This window comes from Scytonema sp. HK-05 (assembly GCF_963872035.1).
Classification (GTDB): domain Bacteria; phylum Cyanobacteriota; class Cyanobacteriia; order Cyanobacteriales; family Nostocaceae; genus Kalymmatonema.
Window position 1 is genome coordinate 61,364 of the sequence record NZ_CAWMYC010000001.1, and the last position, 21,725, is coordinate 83,088.

Here is a 21,725-nt window from a genome sequence, read left to right on the forward strand (position 1 = left end):
TCATCTGTGTGTAACTTAAGATAGTCATTGCCCTGGCTTTTGACATATCTGGCATCATGCCCATAAAGAAGGGTGTTTACTGCTGTTACGAGATTATGGGCAATTAAGCGCACATGATTTAACACCATATACATTGACAGTCACTGCCAGCGATCACCAGTATGAATGACGATACGAATATCCTGGCATAGAAAGTACCCGCCGGAAACAAACGCTCTCATGTGGGAAACTATTCAAATCGTCCCATTGCTTCGCATTACCATTTAAACGAGACGACTTATCTCATCAAGTGAATCTGCTATGATGCCTGTACGTCAAACCTTATCGAAGCCTGATATCCAACTTTCTTATTTAGAGTGGAACCAAGGTCAAGAGCCTTTACTACTGTTACACGGTTTAGCCGACCACGCCTTGGTTTGGTCTAGCTTAGGAGATGACCTAGCGTCAGATTATCATATAATTGCACCAGATATGCGCGGTCATGGTGAGAGTAGTAAGCCTGAGAGGGATTATAGTTTTGAGAGTGCGATCGCCGACTTAGAAGCACTGATGGATAGCCTGGGATGGTCGTCTGCTCATATTGTGGCTCACTCTTGGACAGGTAAACTAGCTGTTATTTGGGCAAGGCTTCATCCACAGCGTTTACGCAGTATGGTTCTAATCGATCCCATTTTTATTTGGAAAATACCGAGCTTCCTAAAGGTAACATTTCCTTTTTTATACCAATTTTTGTCTTTTCTTAAAGGCATGGGACCATTTGCTAGTTACGAAGAAGCAGAACAGCAAGCGCGTCAGTTAAACCAATTCCAAGGATGGAGTGGCTTACAACAACAAGTCTTTCAAGCAGGTATTGAACAAAAACCCGATGGAAGTTGGGGTAGTAAATTTACCATCGCAGCCCGTGACGGAATTTTTGAGGAAGTGATGCAAGTTCCCGGTTTTACAATCCCCATTCAAATCCCTACCCTCTTCGTACAGCCAGAAAAAGGACTTAATCGCAAAGATTGGCAACTCCAGCCTTACAAAACCTATCTGAAAAATTTACGAATTTGTCAAGTTCCCGGCAATCATTGGGCATTTTTAACGCAGCCGGAAGCTTTTAACCAAACTGTAAAAACTTTTTTGCAGGAGCATAGAGGGTGATGGGGTGATGGGGAGAGCGTTTCCTCTCGTTCCCAGGTTCCACCTGGGAATGCTTTCACAGAGGCTCCGCCTCTCATTTTACGTCCATTGCAGGCACCTCCCGCCTGTCATTCTTTGGCAGAGCCGGGGAAGGAGAATTATGCAACTTTAGTATCTTTGCAACTATCATTAGATAGATAATTTGCGCTCACTACCATATTCATTGCCAGTCATGAGCTTGTGCATAAACCCTACCTGCCGGCAACCAAACCACCCAGATAATGATGAAAACCGTTTTTGTCAAAGTTGTGGTTCCCAGCTGGAATTACTTGGGCGCTATCGTGTGATGCGCCTTCTCAGTGATAAAACTGGCTTTGGCAAAGTCTATGAGGCTTATGAACAGGACACACCCAAAATCGTCAAGGTTCTTAAAGAAGAACTATCAAGCGACGCGAAAGCAGTAGAACTCTTTCAAAAAGAGGCTGCTGTATTGGGACAGTTGGATCATCCTGGTATTCCCAATGAGGATAGTTACTTCCAGTATCAGACCAGAATGGGTTTGGTGTTGCATTGCATTGCAATGGAGAAAATTGAGGGTCCTAACTTAGAGGCGTGGCTAAAGCAGCAGCAGAATAGACCCATTTCCCAAGACCAAGCCATCGCCTGGTTGAAACAACTGGCAGAGATTTTGCGTCTCGTGCATGGTAAGCAGTACCTGCACCGAGATATCAAGCCATCTAACATTATGATTAGAGCTGATGGGCAGTTGGTGTTAATTGATTTTGGCACCGCAAGGGAAGTCACAAGAACGTACTTAGCCAAAGTGAGCAGTGGTGCACGCGGTATCACGGCAATTATGTCATCTGGCTACACTGCCCCAGAACAAATGAATGGTCTAGCTGTAGGGCAATCAGATTTTTTTGCCTTGGGACGCACCTTTGTATTTTTGCTGACGGGACACCATCCCTTGGATTTATACGATGCTTACCACAATATGTTGGACTGGCGCAATCATGCCACTTACGTCTCACCGTTACTGTTAAATTTTATTGATTGGCTGATGGCGCGGGAAGTGAGTCAGCGCCCCGCCAACGCCCAAGAAATTTTGCGACGCCTAGCAGAGATTGAACAGCAACTGCGTGGAAGTACCGTTGCAACTGTAAATGTTGTGGGAAGTTTAAATACACAACAATTGCCACCGCCAAATACTACAACTTTACCGCCACAACCTGGATTAGCGCCACAACAAAAACAGCCAGAAAAAGTGCCTTTACTTTCCCTGTTTGCGGCGCTGCTGGTGGTTTTAGGATTTCTTGGTGTCGTAGCTTTAGCGACGAGAACACCACAATTTGCTTCCATTCCAAATTATGGGCAAGCTCCCCAAAGAAAAGGTAAGATAGATTACTTTCCCTATGAGGAAGGAAGAGACAGTCAAGGCAGGATAGCTCAATTTAACATAGCTGTTCTTTCGGTAGAATATAAATGGCTTTTGGGCAGCGATTTTCAAGTCAAATATAACGACCAAATTATTAATATTGATGCCTTAAGGTCAAATCTGGAACAAGAAGGGATACACAGGATAATGGAAAAGCCAACCGAGATTATCTCTGTGGGAACAGCTTCTTGTGAGGGTGCTGTGGAAGCCGAAGAACGTAGGGCTTTTGAGCGTTCTAAGCAAATACAACTTTTAGGGAAAAAAATATTTAGCAATACTCCCAGCGTCAAAGGATATCGCTTATTGAATCTAGGTCAATTTCGGCGGAGTGACTGTCAGGTAAATCAGGATTTAACAGCATACCAAAGAAGCATTATTATTATTGGCGTGAGGAAACAATCAGAAGGCGTCATTCTGGATGAAGCGCTCAGGGATAGGTTAGAGAAAAAACCATTTGCTGATTTCAAGTTAGAAGATTATTCACTAGGTTCACTGGATAAGTTTAAAACAATACCCAGCAATTTGTAGCTGAAACCTGCTATATTGCTTCTAGCCCTGACTCTGTAAACTTCTCATTTCTTGTTGCACGTCCAATGCAATTTGCAATGCTTCATTTAGCAACCGCCCGTGTTCAGTAGCCTGTTCGCTCACTTGCATTGCTGTTAAGGTTGCTAAATTATTAATAAACAATTCTGCTCTACTCACAATAAACTTCTTATTCTCTCTTAAAATTCTTTCGGTTTTTAATGCCCGAACTAAATCATTTCTTGTCAGTTTGAGTGCTTCTAGCACTTTCTTTCTTTCCTTTAAACTCACTCCAGGATTACCTGCCGCTTCTATTTGGTCATTGATATCTATTGCTTTGATAACGGCATTATACCTATCAACATCATTTAGGAGAATTTTCAGCGAATGTGTAATATTTTTTTTGACAGTGCTAATTCTTTGTTTCCATAAAAAATATAATAAAACTTGTGTACTAGTTCCGATAGATAAACTACAGATTATTAATACTATCCAGGAAGGGATAGTTATCCAGTTGGCAAATAGTTTGATAATCAGATCAAACGTAATATAACTAAAAACTACTATAGCAACTCCAATAAATACAGCGGTTGCCCCCTCCGGCCCTTTGGCTTGTTTTATAAATCGAATCAGCAATCTTTTAATAGGGTCAGTAAGAATTATAAGTTCATCGTTAACAGGTAAATTAGTCAATTTTTGCAGTTCTTTTTGACTAATCTCTAATCCTTGTAAATCATCACGCACAGCTTTAATATCCTCTTTAATATATTTTTTTACAATATTATATAACAGGAGAATTTCCGGAATACAAATAACGTTGTTTTTTGTTACAAAAGATTAAGAAAGATTTGTGAGTTCCATGTTTTGATATAATATCAAGTCTAATACTATAAATGATATAATTTCCACCAAGTGTATTCGCGCTTCCTTAACTTCTCTTACATATTTCCTCTAAAGGTTTCAGGATGACTTTAAAAATATTGAGACACAGGGTTCTGGTATAAGAATTAGTTACTGACCTTTATAGCAGGAATGCTGTAAGTGTATCTGTATCAAACATGATCTTTAATTAAGCAGTTCAAGAAATAGAATTTTTTTAAGTAGCTTTGTTGGCTGATGCTTTTACTGACAAACAGCAAGATGCAAAGCTCATACACTCTTAAATTTTTTGCCAGATGGCGAGACAACGGGTGTAAGAAAGTCGGAACACCGCCGGCTCCGCCCTACAGCTTCTTCATCAAACAAAGGACAAAATGCGATCGCGCTCTGGGCACTGCCCTTTGGGCTTCTCGCCTTTTAGCAACTGACTCAAACAAAAAACACAAGAAAGGGTGATTGCAAGGAGAGAATTTATACTTATTGCTCTGCCGACGACTCAAATCAACCTCCGGTGTCTGTTGAGTGTTTTGTCTGAGTTCAACTTAATTCTAAAATCCAAAGCATGCACTCCTGAAAAAGCGATCGCTTAGGAATATGCTAAATGTAACGGATTGCAAAGTATAATGAAAACGATAAAACGATTAAGAAATCTTGAAGAGCAGTAAGGTTAAATGCGAGTAGCGATCGCCGGAGCGGGTTTAGCAGGGCTTTCTTGTGCCAAATATCTCACCGATGCAGGTCACACTCCTATTGTCTTAGAAAGCCGAGACGTCCTGGGGGGTTTGGTAGCAGCGTGGAAAGACAAAGACGGCGACTGGTATGAAACTGGTTTGCACATCTTCTTTGGGGCATACCCCAACATGTTGCAGCTGGTGAAGGAACTGGGCATTGAAGACAGATTGCAGTGGAAAGAACACTCGCTGATCTTCAACCAGCCCAATAATCCAGGGACTTATAGTCGCTTTGATTTTCCAAATTTGCCAGCGCCTTGGAATGGTATAGCAGCTATTCTACGGAATAACGATATGCTCACATGGCCAGAGAAGATTCGCTTTGGTATCGGCTTGATACCAGCGATGATTCTGGGGCAAAGGTACGTAGAAAAGATGGACAAGTACTCTTGGTCCGAATGGATGAAAAAGCAAAACATTCCTCCACGAGTAGAAAAAGAAGTTTTTATCGCCATGTCCAAGGCGCTGAATTTCATAGATCCTGATAAAATTTCGGCAACAATCCTTCTGACGGCTCTAAATCGCTTTCTTCAAGAGAAGAACGGCTCGAAAATGGCTTTTCTGGACGGTTCCCCGACAGAACGGCTATGCCAGCCGATAGTGGATTACATTACCGAACGCGGTGGTGAAGTGAAGTTGAATGCGCCCCTGAAAGAAATCGTGCTGAATGAGGATGGCACGGTGAAGCATTTTGTGATTAGAGGTTTAAATGGCGAAGATTATATAGAAACTGCGGATTTGTACGTCTCGGCAATGTCAGTAGACGTAATGAAGGTTTTACTACCCGCACCCTGGAAAAAAATAGAATTTTTCCAAAAATTGGAAGGTTTAGAGGGTGTGCCAGTGATAAACTTGCAGTTGTGGTTTGACCGTAAACTTACAGATATTGATAACCTGTTATTTTCGCGATCGCCCCTGCTCAGCGTTTATGCCGATATGAGCAACACTTGCCGTGGATACGCCAACCCCGACTGCTCAATGCTGGAACTAGTCCTAGCTCCCGCAAAAGATTGGATTGCCAAATCTGAACAAGAGATTTTGCAGGCAACTCTTGCGGAACTCGAAAAGCTGTTTCCCGACCATTTTGGGGGAGACAATCCAGCAAAGTTGCTAAAATATCATGTCGTTAAGACGCCGCGCTCAGTTTACACAGCAACGCCTGGTCGTCAACAGTACCGTCCCTCACAAGTGACTCCAGTTGCTAACTTCTACCTGGCAGGGAGTTACACCATGCAACGTTACTTAGGGAGTATGGAAGGTGCCGTACTTTCTGGTAAGCTGACAGCGCAGGCGATCGTCCGTAATACTGCCGAGGGGTTTTCTGAAGGACAACCCCTGCCTAGTTCCGAAGGAACCAGGCAAACGCCTCTTGAGGCGTTTGGGCGGTAGAACGCGCTACGCGATTGGGCAAAGCCCACTGCCCAAAGGGCAATCGCTGAAGCACATCCGGTGGCAAATTCAAAAAGCCTGCAAACGCAAACCCTTCAGCCTGCAACGAATGCTGCAACTGCCTGATTCTCCCCCATGCATGAAAACGTTGGTCTCTGTAGACGAGTCATATCAACTTTGTCGCCATCTCACAGCAAAGTATGCCAAGACTTTTTACCTTGCCACACTGCTGATGAGCAAGGCAAAGCGCCAGCATATTTGGGCAATTTATGCTTGGTGTCGCCGTACAGATGAACTGGTGGATGGTCCTGTGGCTACCATGACCACACCAGAAACTCTGGATATATGGGAGCTGCAACTGGAATCCATTTTTGCGGGACGCCCAGTAGACAGTTTCGATGTTGCATTGGTGGATACCCTCCACCAAAACCCGATGGATATCCAGCCCTTTCGGGATATGATTGACGGTCAGCGCATGGATTTATACCGCAGTCGCTACCAAACCTTTAACGAGTTATACCTCTACTGTTACCGCGTCGCTGGCACTGTAGGCTTGATGTCAACAGCAGTCATGGGGGTAGAGACCTCCCAAAACTCTACTCCCTGGAACCAGAACAAACAGCCCTACATTCCTACAGAAGAAGCAATTGCTTTAGGAATTGCCAGTCAACTCACCAATATCCTCCGGGATGTGGGCGAGGATGCAAGACGGGGGCGGATCTACATTCCTCAAGAAGACTTGGCACGGTTTAACTACACTGAGCAAGACTTGTTAAAAGGAGTGGTGGATGAGCGCTGGCGGGCGCTGATGCGCTTCCAAATAGCACGCACGCGCCAGTTTTACGCCAAGGCTGAAAAGGGAATAAGTCACCTGTCTGCCGATGCACGATTGCCTGTATGGGCGGCTCTAATGCATTACAGTCGAATTCTTAAAGTTATTGAACGCAACGATTATGATGTGTTCAATCAGCGTGCCTACGTGCCCAAATTGCAAAAATTAGGCACTTTGCCAGTAGCATGGTTGCGGGCACAAGTGCTATAAAGAAGTGGTCATTTTGTCATTTGTCCCGATAAATGACAAATGACAAATGACAAGCGACACATAGGTATTGACATTCAAACTTAGAGTTTGATACTATTATTAACCATGACCTTGGAGAGGTGGCTGAGTGGTCGAAAGCGGCGGATTGCTAATCCGTTGTACAGTTCGTAAGGCTGTACCGAGGGTTCGAATCCCTCCTTCTCCGTTAACAAAGCAGAAAAAACCAAAATAACGCTGTAGGGGTAGATTAGAGAAACATTTTTACTCCTCTAGGGGGATGTTATTATTTATTTTCTGGAGCCATAAAAGAATTTAATTCATCATCAAATTTGAATTTTACTTTTAGGCTGCTAAAAAAAAGAGGAGTAAAAGTCAATATATGCAAAAGATAAATACTGCTTTGGGTCTAGCTTTGGCTACCCTGGCAGTTGGCTTCCTGGCAGCCGCTTGTGACAACACTGCCCCAAATAATGCAGCTGGTAATGGTAATGCAGGGAGTGCCACCCCCGCAGGCTCAACGACAACAGCGACCAGTGGCGGTGGCAATGGGTTGAAAATTGGTTCCCTACTACCAGCAACTGGGGATCTGGCTTCCATCGGACAGCAGATTATACCATCAATCCCCTTCCTTGTGGAAACTGTTAACGCTTGCGGCGGCGTCAACGGTCAACCTGTGACTCTTGTAGCGGTAGACGACCAAACTGATCCCAAAGGCGGTGCTGCTGGTATGACCAAACTCGCAACTGTCGATAGGGTTGCTGGTGTCGTTGGCTCTTTTGCCAGCAGCGTTACTACTGCTGCTGTTTCAATTGCTGCCCAAAATAAAGTTATGTTAGTTTCTCCAGGTAGTACTAGCCCTGTATTTACCGAACAGGCGAAACAAGGTAAATATAATGGCTTTTGGGCACGTACTGTTCCACCTGATAGTTATCAGGGACCAGCTTTAGCCGCACTCGCTAATAAAAGAGGTTATAAAAGAGTTTCCACCGTCGTCATTAACAACGATTATGGTGTAGGTTTTGAAAAAGCATTTGTCCAAGCTTTTGAAAAATTGGGGGGAACCGTTGTTAATAAAAACAATCCCATCCGCTACGATCCGAAAGCAACCACATTTGAAACTGAAGCATCTGCTGCTTTTGCTGGTAAGCCTGATGCAGTCCTTGGCGTTTTTTATGTAGAAACAGGTAGTTTGCTCTTAAAAGCAGCTTACCAACAAGGTTTGCTGCAAGGGGTACAAGTCATGCTGACAGATGGCATGAAGTCAAATGAGTTTCCTGGACAAGTTGGCAAAACCAATGACGGTAAATATATCGTTTCTGGAGTTATCGGCACAGTACCGGGTTCCAACGGCAAAGCATTAGAGGCACTTACAAAACTTTGGCAGTCCAAAAGAGGATCTCCACCAGGAGAATTTGCTCCTCAAGGTTGGGACGCCAGCGCCTTACTAGTGCTAGCAGCACAAGCCGCCAAAGAAAATACAGGTGTTGCCATAGCCAGCAAAATTCGTGAAGTTGCCAATGCCCCTGGGACAGAAGTGACTGATGTTTGTGAGGGACTAAAGTTACTCAAAGAAGGTAAAGATATTAACTACCAAGGAGCCAGTGGCAACGTAGATGTTGACGAGAACGGTGATGTCATCGGCATCTACGATGTGTGGGAAGTTGGGGACGACGGCAAAATCAAGACGATTGACAAAGTTAGCCCAACGAAATAAAAGTTAAGTGTAGAGACGCGACGCCAGAGCCGGCACGAGGGAGACCCTCCAAAGGGCGCTGGCTCGCCTGGACACGTCTCTACTTAATGTCCTTTTACGAGCCAAACCTTTTACGAGCCACCAAACAAACTGCCAAAGTTGTAACCAACTCCTATCGACAAACCGATGTCGGTATCGTCAAAAAATGCCGCATTTACAGCTGCTGTTGCCGTAAATTGAGGCGTTATAGGCACATCGATTCCACCAGTTAGTAGGAAAGCGGCTTCAGTACCATCACCTGTATTAATAGCTGCGCCACCTCCAATGTAAGGAGCAATAGGTAACGGTTCAGCAAACGGGTCTGATAACTGGTTAAATGAAAAGTCATAAGTGACCGGAAGTAGAATAACAGGATCGCCTCCGATCACTGCCGCTGGACGCACCGATATAGCATTTGTCAACCCGATTTTACTGATAACCATAAAATTAGCGTCGCCTAGAGCAGAGTCACCACCCAGACCGATATTTCCTGCTATTCCGATATAACTTGAGCCACCACGGGTTGTTCTGCCTGGATCGATATTGATATCGGATTGTGCCACCTTAGAAGCAGATGGTTTTGGGGCTTCATCATTCTGGGCATTTTGGGGATCTGCAAGAAGTGCCGCAGATGAAGTTGCTGTTGTCCCAGGAACAGGCTTTACCACACTCTTGGCAGTTTGCTGGTGCGTGCTAGTTGACAGTTGTTGCGACTGGTTTATACTTGACACTGGCGCTGAATTATCTTCTGCGACAGTGAATTCTACCGGAGTCGGAGTAAAGGCTTGTGGGTAGAAATTTTCTACTTCAACACTTACCTGATTAAAAGACGCTTCAGTTCCGGAAGACTCGGTTAACTGCTGAGTGCTTTTGGTATCTACCGTTTGCGCACTAGCAGATAAGCTGTTTCCCAGAACCGCCATAGCTGATACACTCAGCAACACAAATACATTCTTGCGAGAAATAATAGTATTCATAATTCACTCCTCAAAAAATATTGCCTCACTCAATAAATCACGCTTTCTCTGGCTTTTAGCCTACTTTTGGCAATATTCACCATTTAACATTAAAAAATCAATTCCTACATCCTCAATTTGACTAAACTCACGAAAATTTTCAAATAATAAATTAAAAAAATATATACTTAGTTTGACAGATGACAAAAATATCTATATGCTAGGAGATAGGCGAATCTGGCAATAAATGCTATGTTGCTACGACCATAGCCAACAAGAATTTAAAGCAATCAAGGCAAACTCTACGCTTCAACTTTAGTTTGCACAAGCTAAAAATCTAGTTGACTGGGTATTGTAGAAAGCTTGGCTGTACTGTGTTTTAGCTCTTTATCCGATTGGCTCTAACGACTGAGTTTGGTAAAAGCGCCGTGCGCAAAAGTCTTTAAGCGCACAGCATATATAACCTATACGGTAATTATCTAGAAAAATTTATCGTAGTTTAATGTGCGAAAAAGCACATTAAACTCTTCATGATGGCTTTACACAATTTTCATATATGACTAAGCAGTATCCAAAATGAAGTCAAAATCTGTAATATCAATAAATTTTAGACTGATAGTGACTGTATATGTACTGAATAACCTATACCTTTTCATGAAAAATTCGTAAAGTGACTATTATTCTTCATATTTCCATGATAAGTTATCACTTAGTCATTCAATTTGTAGGCATTGCACTGGAGAATTCCGCTTAAACAAGCCGTTAATACGTGTATAAAATCAAGAGCAAGAGCAAACTCCTCCCTTAGAGACTTGGCTCTCAAATATTGTATCGGCTATATAAAAGTTCAGTTTGATTAAGTATTTTGATTCTCTGGTGGTCAAAAAATATCTTGATAGCGCAAAGCGCAGCGGAGGCGATAAAGCTTTGCCAAACCGCTTAACGAGCGAGCGCGCGGTGCGCAGTGCTCTAGGGCGATGCCAAATCTTTTAAAAGTTTATAATTTCCATTTAAGTTAGTTTTAAAACTGTTCATTTGCTGCGGAATAGGTGCTGTACATTAATAGGATGAAAATAGTGAAATCAGGGTGGTAATGAACTATCAATATGCTCTTCGTTTTCCTGTCTACTGTTCTGTAAATCAACCGAAAGTTAGATATAAGTTAAAGCGTGCAAGCCATGAACAAAGTTAAAATTCTGAACCTGGAAATTGACAATTGGTCGAAGGCAGAATTTTTAGATAAATTGGAATCTGGGGTAGTATTTACGCCGAATGTTGACCATCTGATTAAACTACAAAAAGACCCGGATTTTTTGCAGGCGTACAGTATTAGCGATTATAAGGTTTGTGATAGCCAAATACTGATTTATGCGTCTAAATTTTTAGGAACGCCAATCAAAGAAAAGATTGCAGGTTCTGACTTGTTTCCTGCTTTCTATAATTATCACAGGCGTAATGAAGACATCAAAATCTTTCTTTTGGGCGCAGGTAAAGGAGTTGCCAGTAAAGCTCAAAATGAAATCAATAGGAAAATAGGCAGAAATATTATTGTTGCCTCATATTCTCCGCCTTTTGGATTTGAGAAAGACGAAGAAGAGTGTCAGAACATAGTGAATATGATTAATAATTCTGGTGCCACTGTCTTAGTGATAGGAGTTGGTGCCCCGAAGCAAGAAAAGTGGCTATACAAGTACAAGAGCCTGTTACCGCATATAAAGATATTCATGGCACTGGGTGCCACCATTGATTTTGAAGCAGGAAATTTGAAAAGAGCTCCAAAATGGATGAGCGAAGTTGGCTTAGAGTGGTTGTTTAGAATTGTATGTGAACCAAAAAGATTATGGAAAAGATACTTGGTAGATGATCTTCCTTTTTTAGTACTAATTTTGAAACAAAAACTCAACCTATATATAACCAAGGAACACAAGAACAGCAACCCGATTTGGCAAATTGCTGACAGATTCTAGGTACTGAAATAAGTAAGATGCGTCACGGGTATAACGCATCTGAAATATGTAGGATGCGTCATACTCGGTGACGCATCCTACAGCTTTAATATTAACTGTTTACCATGTCAGCTAATTTTCCTAAGTCAGCCTTTCGAGATAACATTTCTGGTGTGCTATCAAGTCCGACTTTCTCTAAAATTTTTTCCCAACGGTATACCCAGTCGTGACGTAGTAGAGAGTTAATCACATTATCTTTACGGATTCTATTGAGGCGATCGGGTTGTGCATCAAGTTCAGTTATGATATCGCCTACATTAGCAGCATCATAAGGAATTTCAATCACTGCATCAGACCAGTTAAAATAAGTTTTATAAGCTTCACAAACTGGAGGAGTCCCAATCATGACAGCTCCCCCTGCTGCTCCCTCAAAAAAGCGAGAGCCTAACTCCTCCTGACCACCTGTTTCATGTATAGTGTCAAATTTTGCCTTATTAGCGATAAAGTAACGACTTCTCTTAATTAAATTACTATATAAGGTTCGATGCTCCTTATAATCCATCATTTGTAAACCTTTCAGAGAGTCAAACAGATATAAAAAACCTTTCTGTTCCACCAATTCCAGTAAAGCTTTGTGTACTATCGGTGAACGGCGACCAATACTATAAATATCTATAGAGCGTTGAGGTGGCTGTAAGTAAGGGCAAAATTTTATAGTATCGACAGCATAAGGTAAAGAATAACAAGGACGCTGAACACAATTAGCAATAGCCTCAGTGCTAGAACTTTGTGTTGTAAAAATATAATCAAAATCTTTCACAAGTTCAAAATAAAGTCTATTTTTATGTTCGCCAATCTCTTTTGCCCAGATTTCATCTATCCATAAAACAGATTTACGGCATTTTTCTTGCCATCCTTTAATCGAATTGATACAAGCGAAATCCCAAAAGCGTTGGCAGATAAAAAATAATAAATCGTACTCTCTATCTACAATGGAGGGTATGCAACCTAAAGAGAGAAGTTTACTTTTGCCTAGAGCTCTTGCTGTATAGTTTGTCAGCTTTTTATTGAGTGTACTGACTACACCAGAAGCTAACTCAGGAGTGAGTATATCAGCATAGTCAAAATTAAAAATAGCATCTTCAAATTCATATTCAGCAGAGCGATAGGCTTCTAAGTGCAAGCCCCGCATGGATACCACTAAAATACGTGGTTTTTTATTTGAACGAAGATATAAACCTTTGGAGAAGGAATTTTCTCGAGTTATTTGAGACATAATACAATTTTAAGCGTTGCAGAATTGAAGTATGAAATAGGACGACTCTGATTTGAACCCTTGTAAACTTATCCGAGGTTAGTTAGGGTTTTACGCAGCGAGAGAAACAATTTACACTTATTAGCATCATTATTTGATTCAGCAACGCCAAATTTCAGCCTAATGTGGGATACATAATAGATGTTAATCTAAAAACTTGTCAAAAAAAATACAATTCATTATTGTTGCTGCCGTTCGCTTAGTCGTCAACGCAGCACCTTACTCAAAAGTTTCTGCTTGTCAGTATTGATACTTTTCCAGTCATCTAGCAGAATGCCTCCAGTACCTTCACTGTTGGGATTCCAGCACCAGTAGGTAAAGCTAAGCTTTTTCTTATCAATGTAATCAACTAACTCCCGCTGCCAAATCCCCTCTTTAGATTTGGTATCTACTTGATTTCCACCAAATTCACCAATCCAAATCGGGGCAATACCTTGAGTCGCAATATAGTGAAATCCGAGTTCCCAACGTTGATATAAGTTTTTGGGAAATGTACGTTCTGAAAACCACGACTGAAAAGTACCGCTGTACTCATGAGGAGAGTATACGAGCTTTCTGGGCACCTTCAGACGCACCGGATATCTGCGGACGCCCTCTAGATTCCCACCCCACCAGTGGGTTGACAATTTGTCCCCTGGCATAGGTTTCTCTATTCCCTCCACCACTATCAGCCAATTACGGTTCACACTGAGAATTTTGTTTCCAGCTCGTTCTGCAGCAAGCCGCCAGTCAGTTGCGAAGTTACCTGTTCCCCAAGTAGCACGACCATGAGGTTCGTTCTTGAGATCCGCTCCGATAACGTTGCTTTGGTTTTTATAGCGCTTTGCCAAAAGAACCCAAGTGTCTATCCAGTCCTTCTCGGTAAAGCCCTCACCATACCACAATTCCGATTCGCGCTCGTCGATGAGGCGGTGACTGTCTAAAAGAATAAACAACCCCTGACGCTGCGCCTCCTGAATAACTATGTCCATAACCTCTATTGGAGTCTTGCCACGTAAATCTTTATTTGCACCAATGTAGTAGTTAACACCACTCATATTACGAGAACGCAGTGCTTGTACGGAATATGGCAAGCGGATGACGTTATAGCCCAAACTTTTCATCTGAGCGAGCATATCTTTGTAATCTCTAACCCACAATCCATGAGGAACATGCTCTTTTAGTTCTATACCAAACCAGTTGACGCCACGCAACAGAACCACGCGACCTTTAGCATCAACAATCCGAGAACCGCGAGTAGATAAAGGGGGGACAATAGTAGTAGCAGCTTCAGTTGTAGAGATGTCAAAATGCTGATTGAACTGCGGTAAAGAGCAGCTAAAAAGTGTGTAAAGCAATACTACCGCCCAGCCTACTGTTGTATATTTGAGAAATCTTCGTAAAGCTCGAGACCACAGGTTATTCCATCTCAACTGCCAGAAAATTTTAGCCATAGTTAAAACTTTACTCTCAGTTCAACCTGTTGACTTCGGTGAAATGCTCATTACCTTCAGCTATTGACTTCACAAGAGATTGATATCGCTCAGCAGGTATGCCTGCTTTAGCCGATATCATGACAGCTACATATTCAGGAGGAATTGTGGCAAAAAAGTTTTGTAACTGCTCATCTGACATGGGTTGGGGAGTCCAGTAGTCATGGGAAATCTTTTGTGCATCGTAATAATGCCCCGACTGCTCCTGTAAAAAATGGTCAACAAAGACACCGTACAGTATGTACTCAGAAAGATGCCATGAATTTGCTAAAGTTTCAATCCACCCTCTTCCAGAAGTACTCTCAAGTTTCTGATACAACTTGAAAACATTGTCACGTCTCCAAGTAATCACATTGCCAATGTAACCTGGTGCTGGGTAGTCTATATCAGATATGCCTAAAAGCTTATTCGCAGTTTCATGCCCCCGAAAATGTGCTTCCACATGATACGCCGGTTCTCGAAAAAGCCGGACTTTACCTTCACGGATAAAGCTTTGTAGGTTGAAAGGGCGTACAAATGCCGTATCGGAATCAACGAACACCAAAACATCTGCATCAATGTATTGAGCGACTGCGATTTTGACAATTTGCTGGATCAGCCAGTTGCGAACGGGAAGAGTTTTGAGACTCAGCCAGCCATTTTTTAAAAAAGGAATGCGTTGAATCCACCAAGGTAGTACGGATTCTACAGTAATAATTTCTGTGTGCGATCCCTGTAGCTGACGGAAAAGCGGTAAATCTCGACGGTCTACTATGATGTAATGGGTTACAGCAGGTGATACAAACTGATTAATGCTCCAGGACAATAGCCGGCATCGTTCAAAGTCTGGAGCATAACTCGGAGTAATAATGGCAAAGTCAAATGTTTTCATTTCAACCCCCTTAGGCGGCGCATAGTATCTCAGCTAAATTTCTTATCAGTCCTAGGGAAGGGCGAATTTTGAAAAACTTTATTTCTCAATCTCCTCCACCAGTATTTTTCTTGTAAAGCTATGCGAACCTCTGTCCAATCTACTAAACTGTCATTGACATCGTAATCTCCACGCTGAGCTTCAGGAATATTGCCAGACTCAACTTGCTCAATGATTTCGGGAAGTTTATCATAGAACAGTTTTGACCGGTAAGGAGGATGAATAGACCATAGTCCAGGTTCTTGACCCAAAAAGTCAATACGCAACATTGAGTGTCTTTTCATTGCCTGGGTAAAAAGGATTTCCGGCAATTCGTAAGGTGGATTCTTCTCAATCCAAGCTTTGAGGAGATTGCGTCCAGAAGGAGCTTTTAAGTATAGCTGTTTAATTTTTGAAGTAAAACGTTGCTTGTCTATGAGAAATAGCCGTGAACTGAAATTGGAAAATCTATAGGCTAAAGAATTTAATGGCTCTCTTTCGGCAGTCTGGGACTTTAATTGACCATCAGAAGTTGGCGCTCCAGGTAGTGGACTGCAAATTAAGATGTCACTCCGTTGAGTTAACAGCTCAGTTGCCTCAGCAACCCAAGTACAAGAACCACCACCAAACATCAGATCAGAATCTATATGGAAGACATAGTTATGTTTGGCAGCATATAATCCAAAAAAATATGAATAAAACGGACCACCCCGACAGTCTTTAGTTGGGACTGACTTTGTGTTAAAAAACATAGAGCCAACCTGAGCCATCACTTCAGGAGAGTAATCTACTTCTTGCAAATATACGTTAGAGTATTTGGCACGATACTCATCAATGAGTTGGCGCAGCTTGGGGAGCCTTTCATTCCACCCCTCAGAAAAACGTCCCCGGCTACGATGCAGATCCAAGGTCAGTAAAACTTCATCAACCTGTCCTGCCAACTGCCGAAGCTGATGGGGCAAAATATGAATGGCATGAGGCAAATCAGTAGGTGCTAAACTGATTTGTAGAGTCACAGGGGAATGGTTATTCATATCTCTCATTTCTAGGACTTTTCATTCTGAAGCGATTAAAGCTAGATATTAAACATTAAACACTGTCAATAGTTTTGTACTCTTGGTACTGCCTTCCAAGTAAACCTGAAAAAGTGCCTGCTCCCCTACAGATTTGTAGCAGAGCTTTGATAAACATATGACGGCTCCAAATAATCGATAGTAGCAAAAGGAAGATTCCGTAAAGAATCAGTCCACTCCCCTTTGCCATACGTACGGTTTGCACTTGAATTGAAGGCTCAAACTCTTTTTCACAAAAGCTGTGGGTACTCCAAGTGCGATAACCCCGTCGCAAAACCCATTTTATGTTAGTGCGATTTTTAGGTATCCATTCATGAACCAAAGCATCGTCTGCCCACACAATTTTATACCCCATATGGTAGAGGCGCATGAAAAGGTGGGAATCTTCTCCACCAGTGAGAGCGAAACGTTCGTCAAAAATTTTATCTATTTTGCTCAAAACCTCAAAGCGGACAAGGGCATTGTTGGTAAACGCAACATGGCGCAGAGCACCTGTAGGGTAACGGTTCGGCTCAAAGAACTTCCCTTTGACAACCCAATCCGGGACATCTTGGTCAACAAAGTGGGGTAAAACAGGTCCAGTTACGACATCTGCATTATACTTTTGCAGAACAAATAAAAGCTCATCCAGCCAAGATGGTTCGGGAACCTCGTCATCGTCTATGAAAGCGACAAAGTTTGCTTCTTTGCTCACAGAGGCGATCGCCCTATTTCGAGCGTAGGAAATACCACGAATCGGTTCAATGCAGTATTTCAGCGACCATTTGAAATCGTTCACTTTCTCATAGTAAACTGAACTCGCAGAACCAGTTGAGTTATTATCAACAATAATCACCTCCAAATTTGGAGTTTCACACTTACTAAAAGTGAGTTGATTGAGTCCATCGAGCAAGCGTTTTAATCCTTCAGGACGTTGATAAGTTGCCACGCACACAGAAATTAACATCCTCTCACCTCAACTCAAAATTTTGTTGATTCGATGCTTCTCCCTCAATCCATTCTTCGTATACATAAGAACCAGCAGATCTGTAGAGTTTTGCTTGTTCACACTCAAATGCCATTGAAAAAATTATTGATACATATAATATCCAAAAGATGCTGTTAGTTGATAAAAGAGAGCTTTCTGTGATGTTGTACATCAATAAAAAGGACAAATACATTAATGGCCATACCCCCTCTGGTGTTCTAGTCATCCGTAACCAAATGACTCCTCGTATGCAAGCGCTCACATAGCTTATGAAAAAGACTATTAATCCTGACAGACCCAATTCCGCGAACAAATCCATCAAGCCATTATGAGCGTTAGGGCATTCCCACTCAAGCCGCTTCCAAACGTAAGCTGTGACTTCACTATCCCAGTCTAGCCAAAAGGCATTAAATCCATAGCCAAATAAGGGACGTTCCGAGATGATTTCGAGCATAGCTTCCCATATATCTGTGCGTCCTGTAAGAGTCAAATCCTTACCCAATGCAGTTGCTATAACTGGCAAATTATCTATCAGTAATGTAGACGTACTTCCTCCCACAAGTACCATAGCAATGATAAAAGGGACTACTTTGGTATATTTACCTCGCAAAGCCCTGTATAATGGCAAAAGCAGCATCATGGTCAGAAAAACAACTAGGGCTGTTTTTGAAGTTGAAAGTAGGATTAAAGCTGCTGATAGAACAAAACCAGCCCACAGAACCCAACGGTGTTTACGGTGAACGATAGGTTTGCTAATGGCGAGTAATAGAAAGACTACCGCACTTAAGTTCATCAAGCGACCGAAGGTGTTTTTATGCGTTATGACACCTCGCCAAGCTCCCGCGTGAGCACCTCCTTCCTGAAAGGTCATCAAACCATAAGATGGTAGTGCTATGGCAAACAAAATGCTCAGTATTATGACTATGCCGCATACCCAAGCTAATAACTGTAGTTGTTCTCTCAAGGTGTAGCGCATAGCTAGGTATACCCCAAACAGGGTTGTCCCTAACAGAAGGAAGCTACGCCTCTGTGTAATGTCCGGTGCGACTGACCATAATACTGATGCGATGACAATTCCCACGAGTAGCCAGATCCAAATGTTCTTCTGTGCAATGCGCACAAAACTCTTCCTCCTTTGAATAATCAGGAGGAGTGTGACTATGTAGATTCCGAGAAAAAGGATTGGAGTGTACGGGTCTTGGCTTATAGCCGCATCATCTTCCTTTTCTAAAAGAATAGGTATCAAGGCTGTTGTAGAAATAAAAAGAGTAAATACAACAAAAACCTTTTCGGTTATCCTTGATAGTCTATGCATGACAACTCTATATTCATTCCAATAGCTAACCGTTGTACAAAGAAAATTCTTGGGGCAGAAAAAGTACTTCTTGAATTCAATTTAGGATCTAAAAAAAACCTACCGTAGAAAGATTATCCCATCTAATATCTCACACGGATATGCCCAAAGAAAGAATTTTGTATTTTCCCCTAATTTGTGACTTTACTCAACCTTCATTAGTAAGATTATTTTTATGAATTTTCTGTAAAGAAGAACGTATGATATGCGTAGCAAGATATGTTGGGGGTATCGAAAGTTAGCAAAAATCTGGTATGATTCTTCCCTGAAGCAGGAAGTCCTTTGCCGAAGTAGAACTAACATAACCTATAGAAAATTCGGGTAGAGAGTTTATAACAGCCTCTATAACCGCATTTTCCAGGGTATTAGCTGTACTATCCTTAAAACACCGTACGTTCTAGCAAACGCAACACTATATACAGATAGTTATCCCGATTATTTTTATGCCAAGTTGGCAAAAATCAGCATCTAGGAAATAGATTGACACAATCATGTATTCAACAGATTTGAATGGGAAACAGATGCCAACTAAGGAACAAAGCTTGCAGCAACTGAGAAATCCCAACGCTGTATTGAGAGAACCGTCTTTGTTCTGGAGAAGACCAGAAAGCGAAGAAGAAGGTACGGGTTTAAATCAGATTTTCTCTGTTTTACGTCGTCGGATAGGTTTGATTGCTAGTACAACAGTTATTCTCACTACGCTGGCTGTTGCTTTCTCCGCAACTCGAACTCCAAAATATGAAGGCAAGTTTCAGATATTAGTTGAACCTCTAAAAAGTGCCGATAGTGAGTTACTGGTTTTACTATCCGAAACCCTGAAGCAAAATGTCAACGATATTACCAAATACAATAAAACAGAATTGGATTATCAGGCTTTGGTCGAGGTTTTGAAGAGCCCAAAGCTGATAAATCCAGTTATTAAAGACCTGAAAAATCGGTATCCAGAAATTAATTATGACCAACTTGTTGCCAGTGGTGCGTCTGGCAAAGTGTCTCCTGAGCAAGTAGGTACGCTACATATCAACCGCCTAGGCAAAGGTAAGGAGCTATCAAGAGTCATAGAGGTTAGCTATCGAGAATCCGATCCGAAAAAAATCGAGTATGTCTTGGATCGGGTATCAGAAGCATATCAAAACTACAGTAAAGAACAGCAGCAGACGAACTTACGCCAGGGAATAAAATTCGTTGAGCAGCAGATTCCTAAAGTGCGGCTGCGGGTGAATACACTTCAAGGACAAATGCAAGTGTTTCAACAGAAGCACAGTATGTTCAATCCTGAACTTCAAGGGCAACAACTGCTCAACAGAGTTGATCAACTCAAAGCACAGCGCATAGAAACTGAGCGAAGGCTGGCTGAGTTGAAGTCACTTTCTGCTTCTTTGCAAAAGCAGTTGGCAATGTCAGAAAATACAGCGATCGCAGCATCAGCTTTGAGTGAATCACCGCAGTATCAGCAAACACTTACTCGTCTACGAGAGATAGAAACAAAAATTGCCATAGAGTCAGCTCGTGTGACTGAAAACAACCCAATAATGGTGAATTTGCGCGAACAACGACAGAAACTGCTACCTTTAGTCCAGCAAGAAGCAAAACTGGCATTAGGAAGCAACGCTTCCCCTACCGCGCCTAATTCCCAAGTAGGAGTTTATCAAAACTCAGTTCGGCGTGAGCTGATCAAACAACTAGCTGATAGCGGTAACCAAATTCAACTCTTAGAAACCAGCCTGCAAGCTAATAACAAAGCAACACTAGAGGTTAATCAACAAATTCAGCAATATCCAGCCCTTTCACGTCAGTACGCCAATTTGCAAAGGGAGTTGCAAGTTTCTACCGATACCCTCAACCAGCTTTTAGCCAAGCAAGAAGCACTGCGGGTAGACGCTGCTCAACAGGATGTCCCCTGGGAAGTGATTATGCCAGCGACACTTCCACGAAACAAAATGGGTGAACTCGTACCACTAGGATTGAATACTGAGCGCAACATTGCCTTGGGAACAGTTGCAGGTTTACTCTTAGGAACTCTAGCTGCTTTCATGCTCGAGAATTGGCAAAACGTTTTTCATGATCCTGAGGAAACGAAACGTGCCACCAAAATGCCAATTCTTGGGGTTATTCCTTATCACAAAGAAGTCAAACACCCGATTTCTAAAACTGATAAAGAATTAGCTTCTGCACATCAAAAAGGCAAAAATCGATTTTTGCCAACTGTAAAAGCAAAAACTCAGGAGTATAAAACAACTGCTTTTACAGAAGCTTTTTGCTCTCTTTATAACAGGATAAACTGTCTCAAGTCTGAGGCTTCTATCCGCTCAATAGTAGTCACATCAGCGACAAGTGGAGATGGTAAGTCTACAGTAGCAGCGAATTTAGCAAAGATAGCTGCTCAAGCAGGTCAGAAAGTGCTATTGGTAGACGCCAATTTACGTCATCCCCAGATACATTATGCAATCGGTTTAGTCAATACTAAAGGACTGAGCGAGGTGCTTTCCCAAGGTATAGATTTTAGTGAGGTTGTTGCACAAGCGTTTAGAGAAGAAAATCTTTTTGTCGTGACTGCTGGTGAGACGCCAGAAAATCCTACAAAACTATTTTCTTCTCAAAGAATGGAGAATTTTGTCGAACGAACCCATACAAACTATGATTTGGTTATCTATGATGCACCACATATCATGGGACTTTTAGACACAAGCATCCTAGCAAACCGTGTAGATGCAGTTTTGATGGTTGCAGGACTTGGTAAAACAGTTCGTCCTTGCTTGCAACAAGCGTTGGAAGAATTAAAAGCTGCTCGGGCTTCACTATTAGGTATAGTAGCTGATACCATTGAACGGTAGCTACAGCAATCCTAATTCATTCGTCAAAATTTGGGTACGAACCACGAAAAGTAAAAAGAGCAAA

Annotated in this window: 15 protein-coding genes and 1 tRNA gene; 8 read left to right on the plus strand and 8 right to left on the minus strand. The window is 42.1% G+C overall.

The window, feature by feature from the left end; genetic code table 11:
• The first annotated feature begins 303 nt into the window (after window positions 1-303).
• Window positions 304-1,143 carry an alpha/beta fold hydrolase gene (locus AACT52_RS00285; RefSeq protein WP_073626140.1) on the plus strand — a complete coding sequence of 280 codons (840 nt, stop codon included), beginning with the start codon at window positions 304-306 and terminating at the stop codon, window positions 1,141-1,143.
• A gap of 211 nt (window positions 1,144-1,354) precedes the next feature.
• Entirely contained in the window at window positions 1,355-3,085 is a 1,731-nt protein-coding gene (locus tag AACT52_RS00290; RefSeq protein WP_073626141.1) for a serine/threonine-protein kinase, read from the plus strand.
• A 21-nt stretch (window positions 3,086-3,106) separates the two neighbouring features.
• Here AACT52_RS00290 and AACT52_RS00295 read toward each other — a convergent pair whose 3' ends face one another.
• Window positions 3,107-3,826, minus strand: a complete 720-nt coding sequence (locus tag AACT52_RS00295; RefSeq protein WP_073626143.1) for a hypothetical protein — start codon at window positions 3,824-3,826, stop codon at window positions 3,107-3,109.
• A gap of 806 nt (window positions 3,827-4,632) precedes the next feature.
• Between AACT52_RS00295 and pds the strand changes: the two genes are divergently transcribed.
• The 4 genes from pds to AACT52_RS00315 all read left to right on the plus strand — a co-directional run bounded on the left by pds (window position 4,633) and on the right by AACT52_RS00315 (window position 8,837).
• The gene (gene pds / locus AACT52_RS00300) at window positions 4,633-6,081 is read left to right on the plus strand and encodes a 15-cis-phytoene desaturase (protein WP_073626144.1); all 1,449 of its coding nucleotides are present in this window, start codon (window positions 4,633-4,635) and stop codon (window positions 6,079-6,081) included.
• Window positions 6,082-6,190: 109 nt separating this feature from the next.
• On the plus strand, window positions 6,191-7,123 hold the full coding sequence (gene crtB, locus AACT52_RS00305) for a 15-cis-phytoene synthase CrtB (RefSeq protein WP_073626385.1): 933 nt from the start codon (window positions 6,191-6,193) through the stop codon (window positions 7,121-7,123).
• 113 nt (window positions 7,124-7,236) lie between these two features.
• Window positions 7,237-7,328, plus strand: a tRNA-Ser gene (locus tag AACT52_RS00310).
• Window positions 7,329-7,502: 174 nt separating this feature from the next.
• Window positions 7,503-8,837: an ABC transporter substrate-binding protein gene (locus AACT52_RS00315; RefSeq protein WP_073626146.1), complete on the plus strand. Its 1,335-nt coding sequence runs from the start codon at window positions 7,503-7,505 to the stop codon at window positions 8,835-8,837.
• Between the two features lie 110 nt (window positions 8,838-8,947).
• Here the strand turns inward: AACT52_RS00315 and AACT52_RS00320 are convergent, their stop codons facing one another.
• Window positions 8,948-9,832, minus strand: coding sequence for a hypothetical protein (locus AACT52_RS00320; protein WP_073626148.1), 885 nt, complete (start codon window positions 9,830-9,832; stop codon window positions 8,948-8,950).
• Window positions 9,833-10,989: 1,157 nt separating this feature from the next.
• Here AACT52_RS00320 and AACT52_RS00325 point away from each other — a divergent pair.
• Window positions 10,990-11,778: a WecB/TagA/CpsF family glycosyltransferase gene (locus AACT52_RS00325; protein ID WP_073626150.1), complete on the plus strand. Its 789-nt coding sequence runs from the start codon at window positions 10,990-10,992 to the stop codon at window positions 11,776-11,778.
• Between the two features lie 91 nt (window positions 11,779-11,869).
• On the opposite strand, the gene AACT52_RS00330 is transcribed toward AACT52_RS00325, so the two are convergent.
• From AACT52_RS00330 to AACT52_RS00355, 6 genes are all read right to left on the minus strand, one after another.
• A complete protein-coding gene (locus tag AACT52_RS00330) occupies window positions 11,870-13,033 on the minus strand; it encodes a glycosyltransferase family protein (RefSeq protein ID WP_073626152.1) in 1,164 nt (387 codons plus the stop codon).
• Between the two features lie 245 nt (window positions 13,034-13,278).
• Window positions 13,279-14,505, minus strand: a complete 1,227-nt coding sequence (locus tag AACT52_RS00335) for a glycoside hydrolase family 5 protein (RefSeq protein WP_073626154.1) — start codon at window positions 14,503-14,505, stop codon at window positions 13,279-13,281.
• Window positions 14,506-14,521: 16 nt separating this feature from the next.
• Entirely contained in the window at window positions 14,522-15,415 is an 894-nt protein-coding gene (locus AACT52_RS00340) for a DUF6492 family protein (RefSeq protein WP_073626156.1), read from the minus strand.
• Window positions 15,416-15,444: 29 nt separating this feature from the next.
• Window positions 15,445-16,467, minus strand: coding sequence for a hypothetical protein (locus tag AACT52_RS00345; protein WP_073626158.1), 1,023 nt, complete (start codon window positions 16,465-16,467; stop codon window positions 15,445-15,447).
• Between the two features lie 55 nt (window positions 16,468-16,522).
• Window positions 16,523-17,452 (minus strand): glycosyltransferase family 2 protein, encoded by a 930-nt coding sequence (locus AACT52_RS00350; RefSeq protein ID WP_073626160.1) that lies wholly within the window; start codon window positions 17,450-17,452, stop codon window positions 16,523-16,525.
• A gap of 4 nt (window positions 17,453-17,456) precedes the next feature.
• Window positions 17,457-18,593: an O-antigen ligase family protein gene (locus AACT52_RS00355; protein ID WP_233153747.1), complete on the minus strand. Its 1,137-nt coding sequence runs from the start codon at window positions 18,591-18,593 to the stop codon at window positions 17,457-17,459.
• Window positions 18,594-19,318: 725 nt separating this feature from the next.
• Here AACT52_RS00355 and AACT52_RS00360 point away from each other — a divergent pair.
• Window positions 19,319-21,661, plus strand: a complete 2,343-nt coding sequence (locus AACT52_RS00360; RefSeq protein WP_233153748.1) for a GumC family protein — start codon at window positions 19,319-19,321, stop codon at window positions 21,659-21,661.
• Window positions 21,662-21,725: the final 64 nt, after the last annotated feature.

What these genes read in the sequence shown, in the direction of transcription:
- AACT52_RS00285 (WP_073626140.1), top strand. Translation starts at nt 304, where the DNA reads ATGCCTGTACGTCAAACCTTATCGAAGCCTGATATCCAACTTTCTTAT.
- AACT52_RS00290 (WP_073626141.1), top strand. Translation starts at nt 1,355, where the DNA reads ATGAGCTTGTGCATAAACCCTACCTGCCGGCAACCAAACCACCCAGAT.
- pds (WP_073626144.1), top strand. Translation starts at nt 4,633, where the DNA reads ATGCGAGTAGCGATCGCCGGAGCGGGTTTAGCAGGGCTTTCTTGTGCC.
- crtB (WP_073626385.1), top strand. Translation starts at nt 6,191, where the DNA reads ATGCTGCAACTGCCTGATTCTCCCCCATGCATGAAAACGTTGGTCTCT.
- AACT52_RS00315 (WP_073626146.1), top strand. Translation starts at nt 7,503, where the DNA reads ATGCAAAAGATAAATACTGCTTTGGGTCTAGCTTTGGCTACCCTGGCA.
- AACT52_RS00320 (WP_073626148.1), bottom strand. Translation starts at nt 9,832, where the DNA reads ATGAATACTATTATTTCTCGCAAGAATGTATTTGTGTTGCTGAGTGTA.
- AACT52_RS00325 (WP_073626150.1), top strand. Translation starts at nt 10,990, where the DNA reads ATGAACAAAGTTAAAATTCTGAACCTGGAAATTGACAATTGGTCGAAG.
- AACT52_RS00330 (WP_073626152.1), bottom strand. Translation starts at nt 13,033, where the DNA reads ATGTCTCAAATAACTCGAGAAAATTCCTTCTCCAAAGGTTTATATCTT.
- AACT52_RS00335 (WP_073626154.1), bottom strand. Translation starts at nt 14,505, where the DNA reads ATGGCTAAAATTTTCTGGCAGTTGAGATGGAATAACCTGTGGTCTCGA.
- AACT52_RS00340 (WP_073626156.1), bottom strand. Translation starts at nt 15,415, where the DNA reads ATGAAAACATTTGACTTTGCCATTATTACTCCGAGTTATGCTCCAGAC.
- AACT52_RS00345 (WP_073626158.1), bottom strand. Translation starts at nt 16,467, where the DNA reads ATGAATAACCATTCCCCTGTGACTCTACAAATCAGTTTAGCACCTACT.
- AACT52_RS00350 (WP_073626160.1), bottom strand. Translation starts at nt 17,452, where the DNA reads ATGTTAATTTCTGTGTGCGTGGCAACTTATCAACGTCCTGAAGGATTA.
- AACT52_RS00360 (WP_233153748.1), top strand. Translation starts at nt 19,319, where the DNA reads ATGTATTCAACAGATTTGAATGGGAAACAGATGCCAACTAAGGAACAA.